26 protein-coding genes are annotated in these 24517 nt (G+C 69.6%); 14 read left to right on the top strand and 12 right to left on the bottom strand.

The genetic code is table 11. The features are described from left to right. Position 1 precedes the first annotated feature (1 nt). From PKE84_RS09110 to PKE84_RS09095, 4 genes are all read right to left on the bottom strand, one after another. Entirely contained in the window at positions 2-406 is a 405-nt protein-coding gene (locus tag PKE84_RS09110; RefSeq protein ID WP_271176913.1) for a PIN domain-containing protein, read from the bottom strand. After that, positions 403-723 (bottom strand): type II toxin-antitoxin system VapB family antitoxin, encoded by a 321-nt coding sequence (locus PKE84_RS09105; RefSeq protein WP_271176912.1) that lies wholly within the window; start codon positions 721-723, stop codon positions 403-405. Before PKE84_RS09105 ends, PKE84_RS09110 begins: the two co-directional genes overlap by 4 nt. A gap of 192 nt (positions 724-915) precedes the next feature. Continuing rightward, entirely contained in the window at positions 916-1620 is a 705-nt protein-coding gene (locus PKE84_RS09100; RefSeq protein WP_271176911.1) for an ABC transporter ATP-binding protein, read from the bottom strand. Beyond that, positions 1617-2693: an ABC transporter permease gene (locus PKE84_RS09095; RefSeq protein ID WP_271176910.1), complete on the bottom strand. Its 1077-nt coding sequence runs from the start codon at positions 2691-2693 to the stop codon at positions 1617-1619. Before PKE84_RS09095 ends, PKE84_RS09100 begins: the two co-directional genes overlap by 4 nt. Before the next feature lie 164 nt (positions 2694-2857). Between PKE84_RS09095 and PKE84_RS09090 the strand changes: the two genes are divergently transcribed. The 3 genes from PKE84_RS09090 (at position 2858) to PKE84_RS09080 (ending at position 5201) form a co-directional block, all read left to right on the top strand. Continuing rightward, positions 2858-4048: a sensor histidine kinase gene (locus tag PKE84_RS09090; protein ID WP_271176909.1), complete on the top strand. Its 1191-nt coding sequence runs from the start codon at positions 2858-2860 to the stop codon at positions 4046-4048. Continuing rightward, entirely contained in the window at positions 4045-4710 is a 666-nt protein-coding gene (locus PKE84_RS09085; protein WP_271176908.1) for a response regulator, read from the top strand. The genes PKE84_RS09090 and PKE84_RS09085 overlap by 4 nt, the downstream gene beginning before the upstream one ends. 107 nt (positions 4711-4817) lie before the next feature. Further along, the gene (locus tag PKE84_RS09080; RefSeq protein ID WP_271176907.1) at positions 4818-5201 is read left to right on the top strand and encodes an SHOCT domain-containing protein; all 384 of its coding nucleotides are present in this window, start codon (positions 4818-4820) and stop codon (positions 5199-5201) included. Positions 5202-5240: 39 nt separating this feature from the next. Here PKE84_RS09080 and PKE84_RS09075 read toward each other — a convergent pair whose 3' ends face one another. From PKE84_RS09075 to PKE84_RS09065, 3 genes are all read right to left on the bottom strand, one after another. Further along, positions 5241-5711, bottom strand: coding sequence for a heme-binding protein (locus tag PKE84_RS09075; RefSeq protein WP_271176906.1), 471 nt, complete (start codon positions 5709-5711; stop codon positions 5241-5243). A gap of 69 nt (positions 5712-5780) precedes the next feature. After that, positions 5781-7811, bottom strand: coding sequence for a hypothetical protein (locus PKE84_RS09070; RefSeq protein WP_271176905.1), 2031 nt, complete (start codon positions 7809-7811; stop codon positions 5781-5783). A gap of 68 nt (positions 7812-7879) precedes the next feature. Continuing rightward, entirely contained in the window at positions 7880-9376 is a 1497-nt protein-coding gene (locus tag PKE84_RS09065) for an MFS transporter (protein ID WP_271176904.1), read from the bottom strand. 132 nt (positions 9377-9508) lie between these two features. On the opposite strand from PKE84_RS09065, the gene PKE84_RS09060 reads away from it, so the two are divergent. Beyond that, a complete protein-coding gene (locus PKE84_RS09060) occupies positions 9509-10147 on the top strand; it encodes a TetR/AcrR family transcriptional regulator (protein WP_271176903.1) in 639 nt (212 codons plus the stop codon). Here the strand turns inward: PKE84_RS09060 and PKE84_RS09055 are convergent. After that, entirely contained in the window at positions 10113-10748 is a 636-nt protein-coding gene (locus tag PKE84_RS09055) for a TetR/AcrR family transcriptional regulator (RefSeq protein WP_271176902.1), read from the bottom strand. The two genes, PKE84_RS09060 and PKE84_RS09055, sit on opposite strands and share 35 nt — an antisense overlap. 121 nt (positions 10749-10869) lie before the next feature. Between PKE84_RS09055 and PKE84_RS09050 the strand changes: the two genes are divergently transcribed. Together PKE84_RS09050 and PKE84_RS09045 are read left to right on the top strand one after the other, a co-directional pair. Further along, positions 10870-12345, top strand: a complete 1476-nt coding sequence (locus PKE84_RS09050; RefSeq protein ID WP_271176901.1) for an MFS transporter — start codon at positions 10870-10872, stop codon at positions 12343-12345. Positions 12346-12453: 108 nt separating this feature from the next. Further along, complete coding sequence (locus PKE84_RS09045) at positions 12454-13005, top strand: DUF1697 domain-containing protein (protein WP_271176900.1); 552 nt, start codon at positions 12454-12456, stop codon at positions 13003-13005. Between the two features lie 205 nt (positions 13006-13210). Here the strand turns inward: PKE84_RS09045 and PKE84_RS09040 are convergent, their stop codons facing one another. Both PKE84_RS09040 and PKE84_RS09035 read right to left on the bottom strand, forming a co-directional pair. Further along, the gene (locus PKE84_RS09040) at positions 13211-13969 is read right to left on the bottom strand and encodes a DUF3800 domain-containing protein (protein ID WP_271176899.1); all 759 of its coding nucleotides are present in this window, start codon (positions 13967-13969) and stop codon (positions 13211-13213) included. A 113-nt stretch (positions 13970-14082) separates the two neighbouring features. Continuing rightward, a complete protein-coding gene (locus PKE84_RS09035; protein WP_271176898.1) occupies positions 14083-14853 on the bottom strand; it encodes a hypothetical protein in 771 nt (256 codons plus the stop codon). A gap of 103 nt (positions 14854-14956) precedes the next feature. On the opposite strand from PKE84_RS09035, the gene PKE84_RS09030 reads away from it, so the two are divergent. After that, positions 14957-15793: an undecaprenyl-diphosphate phosphatase gene (locus tag PKE84_RS09030; RefSeq protein ID WP_271176897.1), complete on the top strand. Its 837-nt coding sequence runs from the start codon at positions 14957-14959 to the stop codon at positions 15791-15793. A gap of 9 nt (positions 15794-15802) precedes the next feature. On the opposite strand, the gene PKE84_RS09025 is transcribed toward PKE84_RS09030, so the two are convergent. Further along, the gene (locus PKE84_RS09025; RefSeq protein WP_271176896.1) at positions 15803-16561 is read right to left on the bottom strand and encodes a CDP-alcohol phosphatidyltransferase family protein; all 759 of its coding nucleotides are present in this window, start codon (positions 16559-16561) and stop codon (positions 15803-15805) included. A 98-nt stretch (positions 16562-16659) separates the two neighbouring features. Between PKE84_RS09025 and PKE84_RS09020 the strand changes: the two genes are divergently transcribed. Genes PKE84_RS09020 through PKE84_RS08990 form a run of 7 tightly spaced genes read left to right on the top strand, consistent with a single transcriptional unit; the run spans position 16660 to position 23252 of the window. Then, on the top strand, positions 16660-17637 hold the full coding sequence (locus PKE84_RS09020) for a zinc-dependent alcohol dehydrogenase (protein ID WP_271176895.1): 978 nt from the start codon (positions 16660-16662) through the stop codon (positions 17635-17637). Beyond that, positions 17637-18035, top strand: coding sequence for a 6-pyruvoyl trahydropterin synthase family protein (locus PKE84_RS09015; RefSeq protein ID WP_271176894.1), 399 nt, complete (start codon positions 17637-17639; stop codon positions 18033-18035). Before PKE84_RS09020 ends, PKE84_RS09015 begins: the two co-directional genes overlap by 1 nt. Next, positions 18008-19087 carry a glycosyltransferase family 4 protein gene (locus tag PKE84_RS09010; protein ID WP_271176893.1) on the top strand — a complete coding sequence of 360 codons (1080 nt, stop codon included), beginning with the start codon at positions 18008-18010 and terminating at the stop codon, positions 19085-19087. The genes PKE84_RS09015 and PKE84_RS09010 overlap by 28 nt, the downstream gene beginning before the upstream one ends. Then, positions 19084-19902: an SAM-dependent methyltransferase gene (locus tag PKE84_RS09005; protein WP_271176892.1), complete on the top strand. Its 819-nt coding sequence runs from the start codon at positions 19084-19086 to the stop codon at positions 19900-19902. The genes PKE84_RS09010 and PKE84_RS09005 overlap by 4 nt, the downstream gene beginning before the upstream one ends. Next, entirely contained in the window at positions 19899-20966 is a 1068-nt protein-coding gene (locus tag PKE84_RS09000; RefSeq protein ID WP_271176891.1) for a lysylphosphatidylglycerol synthase transmembrane domain-containing protein, read from the top strand. Before PKE84_RS09005 ends, PKE84_RS09000 begins: the two co-directional genes overlap by 4 nt. Then, positions 20848-21594 carry a RibD family protein gene (locus tag PKE84_RS08995; protein ID WP_271176890.1) on the top strand — a complete coding sequence of 249 codons (747 nt, stop codon included), beginning with the start codon at positions 20848-20850 and terminating at the stop codon, positions 21592-21594. The genes PKE84_RS09000 and PKE84_RS08995 overlap by 119 nt, the downstream gene beginning before the upstream one ends. Then, complete coding sequence (locus PKE84_RS08990; protein WP_271176889.1) at positions 21591-23252, top strand: alkaline phosphatase family protein; 1662 nt, start codon at positions 21591-21593, stop codon at positions 23250-23252. Before PKE84_RS08995 ends, PKE84_RS08990 begins: the two co-directional genes overlap by 4 nt. Positions 23253-23284: 32 nt before the next feature. Here PKE84_RS08990 and PKE84_RS08985 read toward each other — a convergent pair whose 3' ends face one another. Next, the gene (locus PKE84_RS08985) at positions 23285-24466 is read right to left on the bottom strand and encodes an MFS transporter (protein WP_271176888.1); all 1182 of its coding nucleotides are present in this window, start codon (positions 24464-24466) and stop codon (positions 23285-23287) included. Positions 24467-24517 lie beyond the last annotated feature (51 nt).

Genomic DNA, 24517 nt, shown 5'->3' with positions numbered 1-24517 from the left:
CTCACTCCGGCACGTACTCCTGTTTGACGGCCCCTCCGGTGGCCGACTCGATGTAGCCGAAATCGCGGTCGCTGTTGAGGAGTACGGCATCGTTGACAACAGCGAAGGCCGCTATGAGGCAGTCGAACGCTCCGGCTGAGCGCATCATCCCGCGCGCCCACAACGCCTCTTGAATCTCGAGGGCGTCCTGCTCCGACGGATGCACGAGAGCGGGCAGCAAGTCATCCATGTCTCGTCGGAGCTCGGCGTACTCATCGGCCGAGCGGGCGGAATGGCAGTACTCGAGGACTTGGGGCGGGCACGTGATGATGAGGTGCTTCGGTGAGATCTCCGTGAGCCGCTGAGCGATCCGCTCGCTCCGCGATGCCTTCTGCCAGATCGAGTTGTCGACGAGATAGGTCGTCACCGCGGATCTTCGAGGGTGCCGTGTGGCCGCTCATCGACGGTCGGGCGGATGGTCGGCGCATCGATCTGATCGGTTTCGAACCGCCGCTTGATGATCCGCTCGACGACCGCGGGCTGACGCCTCACCGCGATCAGGGTTCGGAGTGCCAGGTCGACCGCTTCACGGTTGCTTGTCGCCCCCGTCAGCTCCTTCGCGACGCGAAGCTCGTCGGGATCGATGTCGATGGATGTGATCGCCACGGCGGCCTCCCCTCTTATATAGACCAGTATATAGCGGTGGATGGCACCCGCCGGCGTCACGACGCCGCGGACCATCATCGCCTGCCCACCCGCTCCGCTGCGCGCGGCTCCCAGCCAGGTGCGGGTTCCGTCCGTGCCGGGGTGATGCAGATCGTCGTTCCGTCGGCGACGAACCGACGATTCACGACCCCTCGCCGGCCGCGCCGCTGGGCGGGCAGCGCGGCTGAGCGGGTGGCGCCGCTGAGCGGGTGGCGCCGCTGAGCGAGGGGCCTAGGGAAGCGCGGGGGCCGGGAGCGCGGCCGGCGCGAGACGGCCGTCGACCATGTTCAGCACCGCGTGCATGCGCGGCAGGTGCACCAGGTCGTGGGTCACGAGCAGCGTCGACGTGTTCAGCTCGCCCGTGAGACGGAGGATGAGGTCGATGATGGCGGCGCCGCGCTCCTGATCGAGTGCGCTCGTCGGCTCGTCGACCAGCAGCACGCTCGGTTCGTTCATCAGTGCCCGCGCGATGTTGACGCGCTGACGCTGGCCTCCCGAGAGCTGGTGCGGGCGCTTGTCCCGATGTTCGGCGAGACCGACAGCTGCGAGCAGTTCCTCGGCGCGCGTCGCGACCTCCGCGCGTCGTGCGCGCGAGCCGCGGCGACCGAGCTCGTTCATCACGCAGAGCTGTTCGAGCGCGGTCAGCGACGGGAGCAGGTTGGACTGCTGGAAGACGATGCCGACGTGGTCGCGCCGCAGGTCCCCCGCATCCCGCGCACCGAGCCGGGCCGCGTCGACCCCGTCGATCATGACCCGTCCCGAGTCGGGACGGATGAGGGTGGCGGCGACCGCGAGCAGGCTCGACTTGCCGGAGCCGCTGGGCCCGGTGATCCCGGTGACGGTTCCGGGGTGCGCTGTGAGCGACGCGTGGTCGACGGCGGTGACGCGGCCGTCGCCGTCGGGGAAGGTGAGGGTGACGTCGTCGAGCTGGATCATCGGTTGCTCCCGAGTGCGGTGAGGGGGTCGGCGGAGGTGACGGAACGAAGGGCGAATGCCGCGCCCGCGAGGCCGAGGGCGATCAGCAGCACGGCGGGCAGCAGGGTGGTGAACGGACTCAGGATGAACGGCAGGGCTGTGCCCGCGAGCATCCCGAGCGCCGCGACGACGCCGGTGCCGACACCGACTCCGATCACGAGCACCACGAGCGCCTGCCCGAGGGCGTCGCGCACCAGGGAGCGGGTGGAGGCGCCGAGAGCCTTGAGAACGGCGATGTCTCCCGTTCGCTGCATCGTCCACACGGTGAAGAAGGCGCCGATCACGAGCGCGGAGATTCCGAACAGCAGGGCGACCATGAGCAGCAGCGACCCGATCTCCGAACGGAACGAGCCGATCGCGGTCAGCGAGCCGAGCGGGGTCTGGCTGATCGTGTGCTCGTTCGCGTCGACCGCCGACCAGTCCGGGTCCCCGGTGACGGACAGGACGGTCGCGAAGGCGCCGGCGCTCCCTGTCGCCGCCGAATAGCGCTGCCAGTCGTGCAGCGTCATGAAGACGACCGGTGTGTGGCTGTACCAGCCATCACCGCGAACGCTCGCAACCGTGTAGTCGACACCGGCGATCGTCACGGTGTCGCCGGCCGATGCGGACAAGCCGGATGCGGCCCCTTCCGACAGCACGAGTCGGCCGTCCTCGGACGGTGCGTCTGCGCCGAATCCGGCGCCGACCCCGAAGATCGACACGGCCGTCTGAGTGCCCTCGGACTGCGCACGCGTCTGGCTGATCCCGATCGGCACGGATGCGGTGACCCCGCTCGCCGTCGACCAGGCGTCCGCCTGCGCCTCGGTGATCGCGGAGTCGGAGAAGCTCGCCCCCGATGCCGTCTCCCCGGCCGGCGGCTCCGAGAAGACGAGCCGATCACCGGGCAGGGCGAGCACGGCAGAGACGTTCTGCGCGGCCAGACCTCCGGTGAGGCCGCTGAGGAAGCCGACGAGCAGGGTGATGAGGGCGACCACCGATCCGATCAGGATGAAGCGGCCGCGGGCGAAGCGGAGATCTCGCCAGGCGACGAACATAGGAGGGTCCTTTCTGGGTCACAGCACGTGACCCTTCAACCCTCGTTCGGACGAGGCCGGCCGTCATCACCCGTGCGAACGGATTCCGCGCACCAGAGGTCGGGCGGAAACGTCGAACTTTCGAAGGATGCCGCCGCGCCCCCGCGCACGTAGTCTGAGGTGAGATGAAACACACCGCGTTGACCCCTGTCTTCGTCGGTCTCCGAACCGGCCTGCACGTGGTGTTCGTCGTCCTCACCGGCATCGTCGTCGTTCGGGCGGTGGTCTCTCCGACGCCGTCGAGCGGAGTGGTGGTCGCCCTCTGCGCCGTCCTGCTCGCGACGTATGCCGCCGGCGGCATCTTCGCTCGCCGCCGCTCCGGGTCGTCGCGCCGAGCCGCCCTGCTCTGGCTGCTGGTGCTGTCCGTCGAGTGGATCGCGCTCGTCTGGCTCATCCCCGAGGCCGCGTATCTCGTCTTCCCGATCTTCTTCCTCTACCTCCATCTGCTTCCCGGCTGGTGGGGTCCCATCGCGGTCGTCGCCGCCACCGCTCTCGCGATCGTCGCCCTCGGCATCCACGGCGGGTGGACCGTCGGCGGGGTCGTCGGCCCCCTCGTCGGCGCAGCGGTCGCCATCCTGATCGGTCTCGGCTATCGGGCCCTGGCCCGCGAATCCGCGGAACGGGAGCAGCTCATGCTCGAGCTGATCGCCACGCGCGACCAGCTTCTGGCGACCGAACGCGAGTCCGGCGTGCTGGCAGAACGCGCGCGGCTGGCCCGCGAGATCCACGACACCGTCGCGCAAGGGCTGTCGAGCATCCAGATGCTGCTGCATGCGGCCGAGCGGGAGGCGCCCGATGGCCCCGGCGTCGAATACGTGCGGCTGGCCCGGGAGACGGCGGCCACCAACCTCGCCGATGCACGCCGCTTCGTGCGGGAGCTCACCCCGGCCGCGCTCGTCGAGCAGGGGATCGGCGCCGCCCTCCGCCGCTTGGCGGACACGCAGTGGCGCAGCAGCGCACTCGAGGTTCAGGTGCGGGTGTCGGACGAGCTGGAGCTGCCGATGCCCGTGCAGACGGCCCTGCTGCGCATCGCGCAGGGGGCGATGGCGAACGTGGTGCAGCACGCCGAGGCCCGCTCGGCGACCATCGCGATCGAACGGGATGCCGACACCGTGCGACTGACGATCAGCGACGACGGGCGCGGATTCGATCCCGCCGCGGCCGCCGCCGCGAAGGCGTCAGGGGCCTCCGACTCCTTCGGCCTCACCGCGGCGAGGGAGCGCGTCGACCAGTTGGGCGGGGTGCTCACGATCGACGCGGAGCCCGGTCACGGATCGACCATCACAGTCGACCTGAAGGTCGAGGACGCCGGATGATCCGCCTGGTGATCGCCGACGACCATCCGGTGGTGCGCGCCGGACTGCGTGCCCTGCTCGATCACGAAGACGGCCTCACGGTCGTCGGTGAGGCGTCGACGCCCGATGAGGCGGTCGCGCTGGCCGAGCGCGAGAACCCGGACGTCGTGCTGATGGATCTGCAGTTCGGACCCGCCGCCGGCGGAACCGGGACCGGTGCGGGTGCGAGCGGAACCGTGGCGACCGGGGCGGACGCGACCCGCCGCATCCGGGCACTCGACGCCCCGCCCTACGTGCTCGTGCTGACCAACTACGACACCGACGGCGACATCCTCGGCGCAGTGGAGGCGGGCGCGAGCGGCTACCTCCTGAAAGATGCCCCGCCGCGCGAACTGATCGCTGCGGTGCGTGCGGCCGCCTCCGGAGAGAGTGCGCTTGCCCCGGCGATCGCGGGCCGGCTCCTCGACCGGATGCGGTCCCCTCAGGTGAGTCTCAGCAGGCGCGAGATCGAGGTGCTGAGCCTCGTGGCCGCCGGTCGCTCCAACAGCGAGATCGCCGCGGATCTCGTCGTCAGCGAGACGACCGTGAAGTCGCACCTGGTGCACATCTTCTCGAAGCTCGACGTCGGGTCTCGAACCGCCGCGGTATCCGTCGCGCGCGACCTCGGGATTCTGCGTCCCTAGCCGGCCGTGCGGATCACCCGGATCGGGTGATGTCTGTTTGTGCCGTGCCGCCCTATGTTCGAGCCAGCCCGGCGTGATCGACACGTCGCAGAGCGAAAGGCAGTGAGATGAGTTTCTGGGATTATCTGGTCTGGTTCTTCTGGTTCTATATCGCCATCTCCTGCATCTGGATATTCATCACCGTCATCATCGACGTGTTCAGGGATCGCACCCTGAACGGCTGGGCGAAGGCGCTCTGGGTGCTGTTCCTGGTGTTCTTCCCGTTCCTCGCGGCCTTCATCTACCTGATCGCACGCGGGCGCAGCATGGCTGAACGCCGGGCGGGCGAGATGCGTCAGGCGCAGACGGAGACGAACGACTACATCCGCACGGTGGCGAACACGGCGTCGCCGGCCGCCGAGATCGAGAAGGCCAAGGGGCTGCTCGACTCCGGCGCGATCACGCCGGCGGAGTACGACTCGATCAAGAGCAAGGCGCTGGCGGCCGCCTGAGCCGCTCCATCGCTCGCGACGGGGGCTGGGCCTTTCGGCTCACGCCCCCGCGAGTTCGCGAACGGCGTCGACCACGAGCTGGTGGTCGACGTCGGAGGCGAGCCCGGAGACCGTCGCCACCGCGACCACCCCGACGCCGGCGACCCGGATGGGAACGGCTCCCCCGGCCAGGGTGTAGACGGCCGGGTCGAGCCAGCCCGGCGACAGGAACGGGATGTCGTCGCGCTCGGCCTGGGCCGTCAGCAGCGCCGTGCTCAGCTCGAACCTCAGCGCCGTGCGCGACTTCTTCTCGACCCAGCTGTCGTTGTCGGCCGTCGCGCCCGGGAGCGAGGCGTGGAAGAGGATCCCCGTCGATGTGCGAATGTCGACCACGACGGGGAGGCCCTGCTCCACGGCGATGCGGGCGAGGCGGCTGCCGAGTTCCCAGGCATCCCGGCGATCGAAGCCCGTGAGCACCAACCCGGCCTCCTCGGCCTCGAGCTGTGCGATCCGATCCGTTGCTTCAGCCATGGGCGGCCCTCTCTCTCTCCGTTATGAGTGCACACACAGTCTGGACCACCGTGCGTGCACGGGACGGACTCACCCCTCGACGACCACCCGCGCCCGCGCCACGTTCAGCACGCGCGCGTGCGTCGAGGCGGCATCCCCCTCGACCTGCGCCGCGACACGCGCGGCGACGAAATACGTGCCGGGGGCGTCGAAGGCGACCTCGCGCTCGACCACGACACGAGAGGCGGCCTCGAGGTCGAGCGCGTCGCCGAGCACGCCCGTGCCCCCGAAGTCCGGGAGGACCTCGACCACGACGCCGGGGGCGGGGGTCTTCACGTCGAGCCGCACCGACACCGACTCGCCGATTCGCGCAGACACGCAGACGGAGCCGTTCACGGTGAGCGACGCGACCGGCTGGATGCCCCGCCGTTCCGTGGCGTCGCTCGGCACGACGATCTGACCGTCGACCACGTCGTACGACGTCGTCGGTGACGGCTCGACCCCCTCCTCGACCCAGGCCGCGAGCTGCCGGAGCGCCGCCTCGAGCGCGCCGACGTAGGCGACCGTGCGCGTGGGGAACTCCTGCGGGTCGTCGTCGCCGTGCAGCGCGTTGTCGACGTACCAGAGGCGCAGCTGATCGTCGACGTCACCGCCGACGTGCTCAGCGACCCTGGCGCGGTACCAGTCCGCCTGCCACGGGAACGCCTCCCGGTCGAGCAGGCACGCGACCACGATCATCTTCTCCGAGATCGTTCCGGTCGGCAGCGATCCGGCTGTGCTCTGCGTGAAGAGCGGGCCGAGCAGCATCGGCCGTTGCGGATACAGGGGCGCGCCGTCGTCGCCACGGAACTGATCCCAGACGGTGTACTCGGCGCCGGGCACCTGGTGCCGGTGGTACGTCTGGGCGGCGAGGAAGTTCGAGTTGTCGACGGTGACCTCGTCGCCCACGGCGAGCGCCGCGACGATCGCGTCCTGGCCGGGCTCGATCCGGGCGAGATCCCCCTCGACACCCGACAACCGGATGACACTGCCGGCAGCCGCCCCGCTTGCGACGGCGAGCTGCGCACCGAGGATCCAGCCGTTGGGCGCTTCGGCCAGTCGCAGTGAAGAGACCACCGTTCCCGCGGACGCGGTGTGGAGGAACGACTCGTCGACACCGCCGGCGACGAGTTCATCGCCTCGGCTCGCGCCCTCGTCGACGAGCTCGGTGATGGACGTGGTCAGCTGCACACGATCGCGGTGCACCGACGACGCCGCGTCGGAGCCGAGGTAGCCGTCGACGGTCCAGAACTCCGCCGGATACGTCGGATCGGCCGCCAACACGCCCGGATAGAGCACGCTGAACGCGTGCATGCCCATGGTCCGCCAGCCGAACCACGAACGGGGAGGGAACCCCATCTTCGTGACCTCGGCCAGCGCGGCGGCTTCATCGTCCGTCAGGTCGAGCGCTGCGGTGTCTCCGCCGACGTCGTACGCGTCGACGATCGCCGAGAACGCATCGCGGAGAACGCGCTGGGCGTGCATCCGGACGCTGAACACATTCGGGATCGACAGCGGGCTGCCCGGGACGTACGGGACGAACCCGTCCCAGACACCGCGGGTGTTCTCGGCCGCGCCGATCGTGCGGTACGCGCCACCGCTGCCGCCGTAGAGATAGCCGTACGTGCGGTGGTCGCCGAAGAGCTCCCGCGCAACGACGCGAGCGAAGCGCGCTGCAGCGGCGTTGGCGCGGTACGCGCCGATCGTCGGATCCATGCCCGAGAACGGGTTCGCGGCATCCGGACCGCCGCCGTTCGTCTCGACGAAGGCGGCGCCGCTCTCGACCGCGAACGCGATCTTGTTGTACTCGCCGAGCTCCTCCGGGGCGAGGTTCTCGCTCTGCGGCACGGGCGTGACGTGCTGGAAGAACCGTCCCTGGTAGTCCGCCTCTTCGGGGAAGTAGAACGAGAACCGGGTGTCGGTGCCAGTGAACCCGCCGTGCACGTAGCGGTGGGCGACGGGGCTCGCCCGCCACTCGTCGACGTCGACGTACGGATGCGCGTGCACCTCGTCCACGCCGTCCGCCTCCCACTCGACGCCGATGAGGCCGGTGCGTTCGGTCGTGCTCTGTTCTGCGCTCATGGGGTCACTCCTGTGGATCGATGGGGCGGATGCGGTGGGATGCGCGGGATGCGGCAGTGCGCATCCGGCTACTTGATGCCCTTGAGCGGGAAGATCGCGACGGCCGCCAGGATCACGAGCACGCATGCAGCGATCCAGACGCCCACGTAGCCGCCCGTCGTCGCCACGACGGCGCCCGCGAGGATGGGGCCGAGCGCCTGGCCGAGATTCGAGCCGAGCCCGGCGACGCCCAGGTCGCGCCCGGCCGCCTTCTCGTCGGGCAGCACGTCGATGAAGAGCGCCTGGTCGACCGGCAGGTAGATGCCGAACGCGATACCGCCCACGATCGCCTGCAGGAACAGTCCCAGAATGGTCGGCGACACGATCGGGATGAGCATCGACAGCGCCATCAGCACCGAGGCGACGATGACGAAGATGCGTCGCTTTCCGAGCTTGTCGGAGAGCTTGCCGGCGATGAAGAGCGCGATGATCGTGATGGGCACGCCGACCAGCGTGAGCAGCGGCGCCAGCTGGGTCGCCTGCACCTGGCTGAGGGCCGGCCGGATGTAGCTCTGCAGCATGTAGAGGCTCAACGCCGTCGACACCGTGTAGCCGAAGCTGAGCAGGATGCGAGCCACCCACACCCAGCGGAAGTTGCGCGACCGCAGAGCGATCGTGAAGCCGATGAAGAAGGACTTCCAGTTCATCTTCGGCACGAGGAGGTTCTTCGACGACCGGTCGCGGGCGAAGAGCACGAACATCACTCCGGCGAAGGCGACGAACGCCGCCACGATGAAGTAGATGTCGAGGCCGAGCACCGCGAAGAGCGATCCTGCGGCGAGGCCGCCGAGCAGGCCTCCGAAGAAGTTGCCGAACCCGCCGAGAGCCGAGGCCGTTCCGCGTCGGTTGACGGGCATCCGGTCGGCCACGGTGGTTGCGAGCGGCCCGACGGCCGCGTTGATGGCCGCCTGCGCGACCATGTAGACGATCGCCAGCACAGCGAGCGTGGGAGCGAAGCGCATCAGCACGAGCAGGAGCGAGCCGATCAGCGATCCGAACAGGATCCAGGGAGCGCGTCGGCCCCAGCGGCTGCGCGTCCGGTCGGCGAGAACACCGACGACCGGCTGCACCAGCATCGTCAGAACCACACCGATCGAGGTGATGATCGCCAGCGACTGAGCCCGTGCCGCGTTGAACCCCGTGAGCAGGTCGAGTTGGTGGGCCTGCGCGCCCGTCGCGGTGGTCGTGCCCGCGTCGACCGCCTGCTGCAGCAGGGTGAGCTTCTGGAGGTCGACTCCGGCGTTCGCGCCGGTGAACCACTGGCCGAACTCGAGCAGCTGCACGTGGTTCGGCAGCATGATCCCGAGCACGGCGCCCCAGACCGCGCTGATCGCGATGGTGAGGATCGTGTACCAGGTCAGGTAGCGACGCGAGAGCGGACCCTTGACCAGGATCGGGGAGGTGCCCGGCTCGGCAGGGTCGAGGATGACGTCGCGCTTGCCGGCCTTGCGACCAGCGGCTTCGGACACGGGGTCGGGGTCCGGGCTGGACGCAGAGGTGGGTTCGGGGGCCAGGGTGTCGCTCATGGAGGGGTCCCATCGTCGGTGATGACCGGCACTCAGGTGTATGGCAGAACGGTCGTCCGCCATGTGTCGGCGAAAGCAGCATGCCATACGGCTTTCGTGCGGCGCAAGTCAAAGCCGCATATCATGCTGTTTATGGGAGCCCGTGGTCCGTACGCGAAAGGCAAGGCGAAGCGCGCCGAGATCCTCGACGTCGCACTCGAGGTGATCGCCCGCGACGGATACTCGGCCGCGACGGTCAAGAACCTCGCGGATGCCGCCGGGCTCAGCCAGAACGGCCTGCTCCACTACTTCGGCTCGAAGGACGCCCTGTTCGCCGAGATCCTCCGCCATGAAGACGAGGTCACCGCGATCGAGACCGACGCGGACAACCGGAACTTCGCCGACGACCTGGTGACGGGCATCCTGGATGCGATCGAGACCGAGATCACCTCACCCGGCATGACCCAGCTGGCCCTGCGGGTGACCGGAGAGGCGACCGAGCCGGAGCACGTCGCCCACGACTACCTGCGGAACCGCTATGAGACCATCCGGTTGCTGGTGCGCAACGCGCTGATCGACCTGCAGACCGCCGGCCGCGTCGCGGCGGATGTCGACGCTGACGCGGTCTCGGCTCTGGTCTTCGCGAGCTGGGACGGCCTGCGCACCCAATGGCTCTATGACAACACGATCGACGTGCGCGCACACATGGTGTATCTGCTGCGCGCTCTCGGGGTCGACGCACCCGTGGTCGCCGAGGCTACGGCGCAAGCAGTCCCGTCAGCACCTCGGTGAGCGGTCCGCTCAGTTCGCTCTCGCTCGCCGACGTGAGCGGCTCCAGCCCGGAGGTCGAGCGCAGCAGTACGGTGCCGAACGCGGTCGCCATGGCGAGCTGTGCGCGCAGCATGAGGTGCTCGGTGGTCGGATCGTCGCGCCGCCATCCGGCAGCGGCCGCCAGGCGCTCGGTGAAGTTGCGGAACGTGGCGCGCCGGATGCGCTCAGCACCCTCATCGCCCGAGGTGCGCAGCAGTAGGAGCAGTTGAAGCGAGTCGTCGCCGTTCGGCGAATCGCTGATCGTGCGGATGATGTCGCGCGCCGCGCGCTCGATGGAATCCACCACCTCACCAGGCCGCTCGAGCCGCTCGACCACTCGGGTCAGGCAGGCCTCGAACAGCCCCTCCTTCGAGGTGAAGTATCGGTTGATGAGCGCGACGTTCACGCCGGCGTCCGCAGCGATCTCGCGCACGGTCGTCGCGGCGTAGCCGTCGCGGGCGAAGCGCCGGCGCGCAGCGTGGAGCAGGAGCTGCTGCGTGTTGCCGGCGTCGCGGGTCTTGATCGGGCTGGAGGCGCTCACTTCGTCGTCGCTGACGGTGAGCACGGGCGTGCCGGAAGCCATGTCGTCCTTTCGTCTCCTCCACGGTACAAGTCGCCGCCTGGGAAGTAAACGCGCATTGACTTGTCGCGTTCTCTGACTAGTATTCGTAAGTCAGCAAATGTTTACATCATCTCGGAGAGAAATGTCTCGAACGATCGACGGGCCCGCAACGGGCTCCGTTCCCGCGGTCGCCCCCGCGAAGACCCCCGCAAAACGCAGGTCCACCCTCATCGTCGTCTACCTGGCCCTCGGTGGCCTCGCGTTCTCGGTGCTGCAGTCCCTCGTCGCGCCGGCGCTCGCCACCATGGGCAAAGACCTCGGCGCCACCACCAGCGACGCCAGCTGGATCATCACCGCCTACCTGCTGTCCGCGTCCGTCATGACACCGATCCTCGGACGCCTCGGCGACATGGTCGGCAAGCGCCGCATCCTGATCGTCGTGCTTGCGCTGGCTCTCGTCGGAACCGTGCTCGCCGCCATCGCCCCGAACCTCGGCGTGCTGATCGTCGCGCGAGCGCTGCAGGGAGCCGCCGGCGCGGTGATGCCGCTCTCGATCGGCATCGTGCGCGACGAACTGCCGCACGAGCGGGTCAGCGTGACCATCGGTCTGCTGTCGGCGATCTTCGGCGTCGGCGCCGGTATCGGCATCGTCGCGGCCGGCCCGATCATCGAGAACCTCTCGTGGCCGTGGCTGTTCTGGCTGCCGGGCATCCTGATCGCCATCGCGCTGCTGGGCGTCATCTTCGGGATGCCGGAGTCGCCGATCCGCAAGCCGGGTCGCCTCGACGTGGTCGGCGCGGCCATCCTGTCGGTGGCGCTCGTCTCGATCCTGCTCGCGATCAGCAAGGGCGAGGAGTGGGGCTGGGACGCCGGCAGCACGATCAGCCTGCTGATCCTGGGCGCCGTGGCGCTCATCGTGTTCGTGTTCGTGGAGCTGCGCGTGAAGGAGCCGCTCATCGACATGCGGCTGTTCAAGGTGCGCGGCGTGTGGACGGCCAACGCGGTCGCCCTGATCTTCGGCTTCGCGATGTTCGGCACCTTCGTGCTGGTCCCGACCCTGCTGCAGCTGCCGAAGATCACCGGCTACGGCTTCGGCGAGACGGTCTCCTCCGCCGGCCTCTTCCTGCTGCCCACCGTGGTCATGATGGTGATCTTCGGACCGGTCGCCGGCATCATGGTGCGCAAGATCGGCCCGAAGCCGCCGATGATCGCCGGTGGCATCCTCGTGACGGCCGCGTTCATCCTGCCTGCGATCTCGCACGGCGAGCTGTGGCAGGTCGTCGCCTCCGGTGTTCTCACCGGCGCGGGTATCGGCCTGGCGTTCGCGTCGATGTCGAACGCGATCATCGAGAGCGTCCCCGCCGGCCAGACCGGTGAGGCGATGAGCGTCAACACGATCGCGCGGACGATCGGAAGCTCGATCGGCACGGCCGTGATCGCGGCGATCATCTCGTCGAACGCGTCCCCTCAGGGGCTGCCGACGGACGACGCCTTCACCATCGGCTTCTGGGTGTGCGCCGGCGTCGCCGTGCTTGCGATCATCGCCGCGATCATCGCACCGTCGATGCGCACGCGCCGCGCGCAGGCGCTCGCCCTCGGGGTCGAAGACCTCGACTGACGGACTCTCGACGACTGAGCGGGGGGGGNNNNCGCTCTGCTGTGTCGGCTGCGGTGTCGGGCGCCGGTGTCGGGCGCCGGTGTCGGCTGCGAGTGGGATGCTGGGGAGATGACACCAACGGCGTCGTCGGTCGCGTTGCTGCGCGGCATCAATGTGGGCGGCAAGAACCTGATCGGGATGCCCGCCCTGGCCGAGGCCTTCACTGAGGCCGGGTACCAGGATGTGCGCACCCACCTGCAGAGCGGGAACGTGCTGTTCACCGGGCATCCGGCGACAGGAGCGGGCGTGGAGGATGCTCTGGAGCGGATGCTCCGGGAACGGTTCGAGCTCCCGATCCTCGTGGTGGTCCGCTCGCACGGCGAACTCGCCGCGACGGTCGCGGCCGCGCCCGCCGACCACGGCTCCGATCAGCTGCGCAGCGACGTGTTCTTCGTGAAGCAGCCGCTCACCGCAGAAGCCGCCTACGCCGAGCTGCCGGAGCTGCGCGAGGGGGTCGACGCCGTCGCGCTCGGCCCCGGCGCCATCTACTTCTCACGCGTCGCGGCCCGGGCGACCAAGACGCGCATCCAGCGCTTCATGGCGATGCCGGTCTTTCAGCAGATCACGTCGCGCAGCTGGCGTACGACCACCCGCCTGCTCGAGCTGCTCGACGGCGACTGAGCGGCTGCACCGCTTGGCCTGCGGTCGTCGCGTCCGACCCGCCAATTGCATTTATTGCCCGATGATCAGCGCGCGTTGAGGATGAACGGTGCGGTTTCGTGACGAAGCTCGAACCGGCCTGATACTCTGCCTATAAGTGCTGATCCTGACGCATGTCAGGGGTAGGCGCTTCCCGCCCCCGGCCTCGCCGGGGGCCTTTCTATTGCTACCGGAAGACGACACCGGGCACGCCCCCTGAGTATCGATTCACTGCGGTGTGGACGGCAGAGCCGAGCCGTTGCCAGGTTTCCGCAGGCGCAACGGTAGCGACGGACGAACTCGGCGGCACGAGAGCACGCCAGCCGGCATACGCAACCAGGTCGGCCATCTGGACGAAGTACGACTCGTGCGATGCTCTGGGCACCGGATCATCGATGAAGTTCTTGGCATCGACCCGGATGGACCCGTTCCCTGTCATGCTCCCGGCGGTCATGAACCGTCGCGCCTTTCGAACAATCCTGCGTACGGCGTCGTTCTCGCCGTTGTCGTGGATGAGCATCATCCCCTCGCGCTCGTAGTGGGTCGTGCGTTCGAGACGCTGGAGAAGCGTGGTCCACGCCAGCTCGAAGCACGCGGTGCCGACCGTTGAGTTGCGCTCCTTGTCGATCACAATCGCGAAGGCGCGAGCGTCGATACCGGCAAGCATGTCCAGATGCGCCCCGTAGATGAGAGCACGTTCCGCGGGCGCTAGCCCGAGCGCACGGAACGGGCCGCCCGAACGGATGAGGTAGTTGGCTTTCACCTCCGCCCGCACCGGAAGCTGGAATCGGTCGCGCAGCCGCCGTCGGAACTCGACGAGATCGTCGAACCCCGCCGACCATTTATCGGCGTCCACCAGGACACACCCCAGCACATAGTGGGAGGTCGATCCGCCCTTGGAAACGTCGCCGGTGTTTCCCGACTCGTCTATGTATGCCAACAACACAGCGGCATCGTGTCACCAGGATCGATCGCACCGACGGTCTTTCCACGAGATTGCGGGCGAGCCAAGCGGGACGTAATCATCGGGTGGGATTGTGTTGGGCTCCGAGGCGTGAGCTACGACCGGCTGAGGGCGAGCGGGAAGTCCCAGCCGGTAAACCAGCCGACCGCCTTCACCCACGACGCGTTCTCGGCGGCCGTGGCCGGGAGTCCGCTCTGGGTCATCGAATCGGTCAGGGCGCGCACCTCGACCGCGAGCTCGGCGAGGACCGTTCGCGTCAGCTCCCACCACGCGTCGCTGGACACGCCCGAAGTCAGCAGGTGCATCCGGCAGGGCAGCGTTCCCGGCGAAACCGTCGCCCCTGCCGCCGCCGCGCAATCCGGGCACACGCTCGCCGACCATTCCGGCCGCGTCTCGGCGAGCCACTCTCGGGTGAAGCGCATCCAGTTCGCCTCCAGCGTGAGCTGCCGGAGGTCGAGACCGGCGTGTGTCACCCCGCCCTGCGTCTCGCCGCGTACGTCGGCGCAGATCACACAGCCTCCGTGCCGTTCGAGTGCCCTCGTCCGGCCGCGGCGCCCGGCGTGCCCGGTGCCGAGCTTCTCCACCATCGTCCGGAGCAGGTCGGCGTAGAGGATCGTGAGATCGAAGGGTTGATGCCCGCCCCTCATGCCGGCGCCGGCCTCCCACAGCTCGATCTCGACCACCGCGTAGGCCCAGGAATGCCGGGCGCACATCCCCCAGTTCTCCCGCAGCCTCGTCCGGGTGGCGCCGTTCATGATGTCACCGTGCACGAAGTCCCACAGCACGCGCACTTCCTCCGGACTCAGCCGGGCGTCCGCATCCTGGCTCAGCGGGCGGTCGTACCGTCCGTCCTCCGCGTCGGCCACAGTGCCCTCCTCCCACGCCGGAGCAGAATCTCAGTATCTCCCCGCTTAGTGGATTCTTAGTGAGCGTCGAGAAGGCTGACAACGTGATGACGAGAGGCGACGGATGAACCTGCTGCAAGCCCTGATCCTCGGCATCGTCGAAGGCATCACCGAGTTCCTGCCCGTCTCCAGCACGGGTCACCTCACGATCGTCGAGAAGCTTCTCGGGCTGACCGTCGACGACCAGGGTGTCACCGCCTTCACCGCCATCATCCAGGTCGGCGCCATCCTCGCCGTGATCATCTACTTCCGGTCGGACATCGCCCGGCTCTTCCTCGCCTGGATCCGCGGCCTCGGCAGCCGCCGGGCCAGGGACGACCCCGACTACCGGCTCGCCTGGTACGTGATCGTCGGCTCCATCCCGATCGGCATCGTCGGCTTCCTGGCCAAAGACCTCATCTCGGGCGGGCTGCGCAATCTCTGGGTCGTCGTCGCCGCGCTGGTGCTCTGGAGCATCGTGATGTGGGCGGCCGAACGCGTCGCCACCCAGAAACGCGACGAACGGAAGGTCACCATCGTCGACGCGATCGTGATCGGGCTGTTCCAGTGCATCGCGCTCATCCCCGGCGTCTCGCGGTCCGGCGCCACGATCAGCGCCGGCCTCTTCCGCGGACTGAACCGGGTGGCGGCGACCCGCGTCTCGTTCTTCCTCTCGATCCCGGCCCTCGTGGCGGCGGGCGGCTACGAAGGGGTCACGCAGGCGGGCGCGATCAGTGCATCCGTCGGCTGGCTCCCGACGATCCTGGCGACGATCGTCAGCCTGGTGGTCGCGTACGCGGCGATCGCCTGGCTGCTGCGCATCGTCGCCCACCACCCGATCACCGTGTTCATCTGGTACCGCATCGGGCTGGCACTGCTCGTCGCCGTGCTGCTGCTGACCGGCGTCATCACCGCGACCTGACCGTCGTCATCACCGCGACCTGACCGTCGACTGCTTCAACGCCGCACGACGCACGCCCACCTCGTCGCGACGTCTGGCCACCAGCCAGCTGACGTCGCGTCCGAACGACTCGACGAGCAGAGCCAGCGCGAACGCTACGAGCGCGATGTCGATGCCGGGCAGAAGGCCGGAGGCGGCGATCGCGAGGGCGATGCCCGCGACGGCCGTCACCACCTTGCGCCAGTAGCGGGGCGGGAGCTGCCGTCGCATCCACGGCAGCGCCCATCCGGCCGCCACGAACGCGTACCGCAGCAACCCGATGGCCAGCACCCACAGCCCCATGGTCTGCGCGACGAAGACGCTGAGCACGAGGAGGAGGAACGCATCCACCTCCATGTCGAACCGGGCGCCGAGCTCGCTCGTCGTGCCGGTGCGTCGCGCGACCCAGCCATCGACCGCGTCGAGGGCGAGCGCGGGCACGACGAGCGCGACGAGCAGCCCGATGGAGATCGGTGCGGTGAAGGACGCGACGACCAGCCCGGTGATCACACCGACGATCGTGGAGCGCATCGCGGTGACGATGTTCGCGGGACCGAATCGGGCGGAGCGGCGACGCCGCAGCCCCCGAACGACCAGGGCGTTCGAGACCAGCAGGTAGGCGAGAACAGCCACCCAGCCGGATGGCGGCAGCAGGGCCATCCGCCACTGCACGACCAGCACGCCCATGAACAGCACGAGCGCTGCACCGGCTGATGCCCAGCCGATCGCTTCGAGTTGAACCCTTTTCACATGCGTCTCGTGTTTCTCTCGACGGCACCTCGTCCGTCGACGGCACCTGTTGCCGTTAACACGCCGAGCGCGCACCATTGGTTCACCGAGGAGGAAATGTGCTCGAAGCCACTGCCTTCTGGACCGAGAAGCCGGGCGCCGGCGCTCTCCGATCCCAGACCCTTCCGTCTCCCCGCGATGGCGAGGTGCTCGTCCGCACTCTTTTCAGCGGTGTGAGCCGCGGCACCGAGACGTCCGTCTTCGGGGGCCACGTGCCGGCGAGCGAGCACGAACGGATGCGGGCGCCGTTTCAGGAGGGCGACTTCCCGGGCCCGGTGAAGTACGGCTATCTGAACGTCGGCGTCGTCGAGCAGGGACCGCCGGAGCTGCGCGGACGAACCGTCTTCACCCTCTTCCCCCACCAGTCCGCGTTCGTCGTCCCGGCCGATGCCGTCGTGCCCGTGCCTGACGGGGTGCCGGCCCGGCGCGCCGTGCTCGCGGGCGCCGTCGAGACCGCCGTCAACGTGCTCTGGGATGCCGCACCGCTCGTCGGCGACCGCCTGACCGTCATCGGGGCCGGGATGATCGGGTGCTGCGTCGCGCGGCTCGCTCAGGGCATCCCCGGGGTCGAGGTCACGCTTGTCGACGTCGATCCGGCGCGGCGCTCCATCGCCGAGCGGCTCGGCGTGGCCTTCGCCGAGCCGGCCGCGGCTCCGCACGATCGCGACCTCGTCATCAACACGAGCGGTTCGGATGCCGGGCTGCGGCTCGCCCTCGAGACCGTCGTCACCGAGGGCGAGGTGATCGAGGCGAGCTGGTACGCCGACCGGCCGGCGTCGCTGATGCTCGGCGCCGACTTCCATTCCCGGCGCCTCACCATCCGGGCGAGCCAGGTAGGAGTCGTCTCCCGCCGTCGTCGCGATACCCGGACCACGAGCGACCGCCTGGCCCTGGCCCTGGACCTCCTGCGCGATCCGGTCTTCGACGCTCTGCTCACGGCCGAGTCGTCGTGGCGGGACCTGCCCGAGGTGCTGTCGGGACTGGCCGAAGGCCCGAGCTCCGACCTCTGCCATACGATCGATTGGGGAGATGCCTGATGCCGTTCTCGGTGACCGTGCGAGACCACATCATGATCGCGCACAGCTTCACGGGCGAGGTCTTCGGACCCGCGCAGCGGCTGCACGGCGCGACCTTCGTCGTCGACGCGACGTTCGGCGCCGACGACCTCGATCCGGATGGCGTCGTGGTCGACATCGGGCTCGCGACCGCCGCCCTGTCGGAGATCACCGGCTCGCTCACCTACCGCAACCTCGACGACGAGCCCGCGTTCGCCGGCACGAACACGACGACGGAGGTGCTCTGCCGGGCGATAGCCGACCGGCTCGCCGACCGCGTCGCCGACGGGCCGCTCGGCCGGGGCCGGAACCTGACCTCGATCACGGTCACCCTCCACGAATCGCACGTCGCGTGGGCGAGCTATTCGAGGTCGCTGTGAGTGCGCATCCGGACACGCCCGTGTTCTTCGCGGTCCCCGACGTCATCGACGATCCGGGTCGGGTGAGCGGCGGCAACCTGTACGACCAGCGCGTCCGCGACGGGCTGCGCGCGGACGGCTGGGACATGCGGATGGCGCTCGTCGGCGACGACGACCGGCAGACCGCGGCCGCCCTGACCGCCCTGCCGGACGGCGCCCTGGTGCTGCTCGACGGGCTCCTCCTCGCCCGCGAATCCGCCGCTGTCGCCGACCACGGAGCACGACTGCGCCTCGTCGTTCTCGCGCACATGGTCGCCGGCGAGCTGACCGACGACGAGCGCGCCGCGTTCCGGGTCGCTCAGCGCATCATCGCGACGAGCGGCTGGACACGTTCCGAGCTCATCGCGCAGGATGCGGCGGATCCGCACCGCATCGTCGTCGCCCACCCGGGGACGGACGCCGCACCGGTGACGACGGTGTCCCCATCCGGTGGGCGGTTGCTCTGCGTCGCGACGGTCGCGCCGCACAAGGGCCAGGATCTGCTCGTGCGAGCGCTGGCCGGGTTCGCCGACCTCGAGGGCTGGACCTGCACGATCGTCGGATCGCTGGAGGCCGCACCCGACTTCGTCGCCGAGCTGAAGGACGCCATCGCGGCGGCCGGACTCGCCGAGCGGATCACCTTCACCGGGGTGCTCACCGGGGCCGCGCTCGACGAGGCGTACCGTCAGGCAGACCTCGTTGTCCTGCCGTCCCGCACCGAGAGCTACGGCATGGCGGTCGCCGAAGCCCTCGCGCGCGGCATCCCGGTGCTGGCGAGCGGGGTCGGCGGGATCCCCGAGGCGATCGCGCGGAACGAAGGGGGGATGATCGTGTCGCCCGACGACCCGTGGGCACTCGCCGTCGTGCTGCGTCAATGGTGGGCCAGTGCCGATCGGCGCCGGGAGCTCACGGCGGCGGCCCTGACGGCGCGCGGCGCGGCGCGGCGGTGGGGCGACACCGCCGCGATCGTCAGCGCGGCCCTCGATGCCGCCGTCACAGCACGGGCCGCCGAGCGACAGGCGGCACGATCATGACGGAGGTCGTCGAGGTCAGCAGCGACTGGCTCGCGCTTCGCGAGGCCGAGGACGCGCGCGCCCGTTCCGGCGATCTCGCGCGCAATGTCCGCACCCTTCTCCCCGTCGGACCGATCACCGTCCACGATCTCGGCAGCGGCACCGGGTCCATGATGCGCTGGCTCGCACCTCAGCTGCCGGGCCCGCAGACCTGGGTGCTCCACGACTGGAATGCGCGCCTCACCGCGCACGCACTCGATCCCGAGCCTCCCCGGGATCTGTCCGGGTCCCCCGTCTCGATCCGCACCCGCCTGGGAGAACTGGCGGAGCTCGCCGCAGGTGACCTGGCCGGTGCCTCGCTCGTGACGGCGTCGGCACTTCTCGACGTGCTGACCTCCCGCGAGGCGCACGCGATCGTCACCGCCTGCGTCGCGGTCGGTGCACCGACGCTCCTGTCGCTCAGTGTGGTCGGCGAGGTCGAGCTGCGACCCCGCGATCCACACGACCTGCTCGTCGAGAGCGCGTTCAACGCTCATCAACGACGGGAGGTGCGCGGTCGCAGGCTGCTCGGCCGGTACGGGGCTCCGATCGTCCGCGGGCTCTTCGCGGAGGCGGGGTGGAAGGTGCGCACGGCGCGTACGAGCTGGCGATTGGACGACCGCGACCCCCGGCTGCTCGCCGAGTGGTTCGACGGCTGGGTCGATGCAGCCGAGGAGCAGTCCCCCGCGTTGCGCGAGCACGGCGCCGCCTACCGGGAGCTGCGTCGGGCCCAGGCGGATCGCGGGGAGCTCTCGGTGGTCGTGTATCACCTCGATCTGCTGGCGTGGCCGCGATGACTCGTCGCATCGCCCTCGAACGCGCCCGCGCCGTCGTCGGCTCGCGGTGGTTCCGGCTGACCGTTCGGGTCGTCATCGGCGGAGGTGTGCTGGTCGCCATCGTCGCCCGGGTCGGCGCCGGGCCGTTCCTCCACGGGCTGCAGAGCCTCAACGGGGCCGCGATCGGCGCGGCGGTCGTTCTGGCCGCGATCGCGACGGCGGCGGCCGCCTGGCGGTGGCAGCTCATCGCCCGACGCCTCGGCGTCGGGCTGGGCTGGCCGACGGCGGTGGGCATGTACTACCAGTCCCAGTTCCTCAACACGGTGCTGCCGGGCGGGGTGATCGGGGACGTGCAGCGGGCGGTCGGCCATGGCCGCCGTGCCGACAGCGTCAGGATGGCCGCGCGCGCCGTCGCGGTCGAACGCGCGGTCGGTCAGGTGGTGCAGCTCGGGATCGCCGTGGTGATCGTGATGCTCTTCGGAGCCGAGTTCGAGGGCGTCCTGTTCCCCGCGATCGGTGTGGTACTCGTCGTGCTGGCCGTCGCCGCCGTCGCCGCGGCCTGGGCGAGCATCCGGGTCAGGCGCGTGCTGCGGCACGAGGTGGACGAACTCCGCGCCGGACTGGGCTCGCCGGCGGTCGCCATCCAGGCCGTCGCCGCCTCGGTCGTGGTCGTCTGCTGTCACGTGGCGACGTTCGCCGTCGCGACGTTCGCGGTGGGCATCGACGTGCCGCCGCTGCGACTGCTGACGCTCGCGATCGTCGTGCTGCTCGCCGCCTCCATTCCCTTCAACATCGGCGGATGGGGCCCCCGCGAGGGAGTCGCCGGCTGGGCCTTCGCGGTGGCCGGCTTCGGCGCAGCCGCCGGGGTCTCCGCGGCGACCCTGTTCGGCGTGCTCGCGATCCTCTCGGTCGTGCCCGGCGTGATCGTGGCGCGGCTCGCATCCCTCATCACCAGGAGGTCTCATCGTGATCGACAAGCCCTACGTGACCCTCAGCTGCGCGATCTCCCTCGACGGGTACCTCGACAGCGTCGACCCGCCGAGGCTCGCCCTCTCGAACGCAGCGGACTTCGATCGGGTGGATGAGGTCCGCGCGCACCACGACGCCATCCTGGTCGGGGCGCGCACGGTGCGGTTGGACAACCCGCGACTGCTGGTGCGCAGTGCCGAGCGGCAGGACCGGCGGGTGGCATCCGGATTGGCGCGCACGCCCTGGAAGGTGACCGTGACGGCGACGGGCGACCTCGACCCTGAGGCCGCGTTCTTCACCGATGGCGACGCGACGAAGCTCGTGTACTGCCCGCGCTCGGAGGCGCCGCGCATCCGCGGGCGCCTCGGCGATGCGGCGACGGTGGTCCCGCTCGGCGACGTCGTGGTGATGGCCGACCTGCTCTCGGAGCTGGCTGATCGGGGCGCACGGCGCGTCATGGTCGAAGGCGGCGGCACCACGCTGACGCAGTTCCTCGCCGCGGATCTCGTCGACGAACTGCATGTCGCCGTCGCACCGCTCTTCGTCGGAGACCGGCGGGCTCCCCGCTTCGTCGGCGACGGCGCCTTCCCGTGGACCGCCGACCGGCGGGCCGAGCTCGCCGGCGTGAAGCAGGTCGGCGACGTGGTGCTGCTGCGCTACGCGTTGTCCGACCGGTTCGTGCTCGAACCCGACTCGTCACCCGTGTGCCCGGAGCCCCGGGCGACCGCCCGGGACCGGTCGTGAGCGGTACCCCGACGGCGCCCGCCCAGAGGTCGTCCACTCGGACGCGTGCCCGCACCGTCAGGACGGCCATCGCGACGGTGCTGTCGGCGATCACGCTCTTCGTCGTCTCGCTGGCCCCCGGCGTGATTGCGTCAGGTTCGGCGCTGGCGCTGGCTCGGATCCCGCTGGAGAGCATCCTGGCGCTCATCGTGCTGGCGTTCGTTCCCTGGCGCTGGGTGCGCCGTATCGTCGCGACGGTCGTCGCCGTCGTTCTGGTGCTCGCCACGCTCACCGCCGCCCTCGACCGCGGATTCACCGCGACCGTCGGCCGACCGTTCGATGTGGTGACCGGCTGGCCCGAGCTGGTGGATGGGTACGGCGTTGTCAGCGATGCGACGGGATCGATCGCAGCGGTCGCCATCCTGGTTCTCGTGGTCGTCGCGACGGCCGGGCTCATCGTCGCGGTCGCTGCCTCGCTGCTGCACCTCGCCGCGATCCTCGGCCGCGGGCGGCGGATCTCGCTCATCGGGGTGTCTGCTCTCACCGCGGGCTGGGTCGTGCTCGCGCTCGTCGGCGCGCAGCTCGTGCCGGGCGAGCCGATCGCGGCGTCCGATTCCGTCGCGGCAGCCGTGGCCAAGACCGATCAGCTGGGCGCTGCTGCGCGAAGCCAGGCGGCATTCGACCAGGCGGCGGCGACGGACGCGTATGCATCGCAGCCCGCATCGAAGCTGCTCACCGGGCTGAAGGGAAAGGACGTCATCGTCGCGTTCATCGAGAGCTACGGGCAGGTGGCCGTGCAGAACACCCCCTTCTCCAGCGGGGTGGATGCCGTGCTCCGAACGGGAAACGCCCAGCTGGCCGCGAAGGGCTACTCCGAGCGCAGCGCGTTCCTGACGTCGTCGACGTTCGGCGGGATCAGCTGGCTCGCCCACTCGACACTGCAAACCGGCCTGTGGATCGACTCCCAGCAGAAGTACGACCAAGTCACCTCGGGCATCCGCTTCACCCTCAGCGACGCCTTCAGGAAGGGGGGCTGGCAGACGATCAGCGACGTGCCGTCGGACACGAAGACGTGGCCGGTCGGGCGCTCGTTCTACCACTACGGCAGCCAGCTCAATGCGACGAATGTCGGGTATGCGGGCCCGAAGTTCAGTTACGCGCGGGTTCCCGACCAGTACACCTGGTCGTACTTCCAGCAGCACGAACTGGCGAAGCCGCACAAGCCGCTGATGGCCGAGATCGACTTCGTGTCGTCGCACACGCCCTGGACGCCGCTGCCGAACCTCGTGCCGTGGGCGTCGGTCGGCGACGGCTCGATCTACGACCCGCAGCCCGCGCAGGGCCTGCCGCCCAGCGTCGTCTGGCAGGACCCGCGTCACGTGCAGCAGGTCTACGGCCAGTCGATCGAGTACTCGATGAGCAGCCTCTTCTCGTTCCTCACCACCTTCGACGATCCGAATCTGGTGCTGGTCGTGCTCGGCGACCACCAGCCGGCCACCGAGGTCAGCGGAACGGGCGCGAACCACGACGTTCCGGTCAGCATCATTTCGAAGGACCCCGCTGTAATGGACCGCGTCTCGTCGTGGAAGTGGGAGCCGGGGATGCTGCCGTCGGCCGCGGCGCCGGTGTGGCGGATGGACGCGTTCCGCGACCGGTTCCTCGCGGCGTACGGGGGGTGAGCTCTACGGCTGTGCTCGTCGTCGGCTGAGCTCTACGGCGATGCGGGGAAGGATCGGCGCGCCACGAGCACGATGATCCCCCCGGCGAAAACGAGCGCCGCACCCGCGAACGGCAACCAGCCGAGCCCCGGCCCCGCCAGAACGGCCGCTCCGATCGCCGCTCCCGCACCGATGCCGATGTTCGCCGTCGAGTTGACGAGAGCGCCGATCACTTCGGGAGACGCGCCACGGGTGCGGATCGCCGCCGTCTGGAACACCGAGGCGACACCGCCGAACCCCGCACCCCAGAACGCCGTCGCCGCCAGCACGCCCCCGAGTGCCGGGTACGCGATCCCGAGCGCCACCAGTCCGACCGTCACGACGCTGAGCAGCAGGATGACCGCGGTGCGAGGCCGGCGATCGAGATTGGTCGCCGCGAACCAGGTGCCGAGGAGACCGACGGCGCCGACGCCGAGCAGTACGGGACCGACACCCGCCGCCGACAGCCCCGCCGCCAGCAGGAGCACGGAGATGTAGGTGTATACGGTGAAGTGCCCCAGATAGACGACCGCGTTCGCCGTGGAGACGATTCCGAGCCGGATGCGACGGGCCCCGGCGCCCTCTCCCTTGTGACTCGTGCCGCCGCCGGGCACCGCCGGAAGCAGCAGGGCGACGATCACCACGGTCAGGGCACACACCCCCGCCAGTACGCCGAACGCGGCGCGCCACCCCAGCGCGGTTCCCAGCGAGGTCGACAACGGCACCCCGAGAACGAACCCGGCGGAGGCGCCGGCGGTGACGAGCGCGAGGGCGCGCCCGGTGTACGCCGCCTGAACCAGACGGGAGGCGTATCCGATGCTCACCGAGAAGAACAGGGCGTGGGCGATTCCGCCGAAGGCCCGACCCGCGGCGAGCACGGCGAAGTTCGGCGCGACGGCGACGACGACATTGCTCAGTGTGTACGCGACCAGGGTGGCCAGGAGCAGCCGCTTGCGCGAGATGCGGGCGGTCCACAGAGTCAGCGGCACCGCGAGTACGGCGACCATGAAGGCGTACACCGTGACGAGGAGCCCGGTGATCGAGTCGGACACCCCGACCTCGTCGCCGATCGCCGGCAGCAGGCCGACCGGCAGCATCTCCGTCGTGACCGCGAGGAAGGTCGCGATGGTCAGTGCGAACAGTCCCCCGGCGGCCGCGCGCACGGTTCCGGGCCGCCAGGCCGACGCGACAGACATGAAGCGATGCTAGCTTGACCGAGAGCCGAGCTTCTCGGCGATTGAACTGTT

This window comes from Leifsonia poae (genome assembly GCF_027921845.1).
GTDB lineage: Bacteria > Actinomycetota > Actinomycetes > Actinomycetales > Microbacteriaceae > Leifsonia > Leifsonia poae.
Note: the sequence above shows the minus strand (reverse complement) of the source record. Positions and strands in the feature narration are given on the sequence as shown.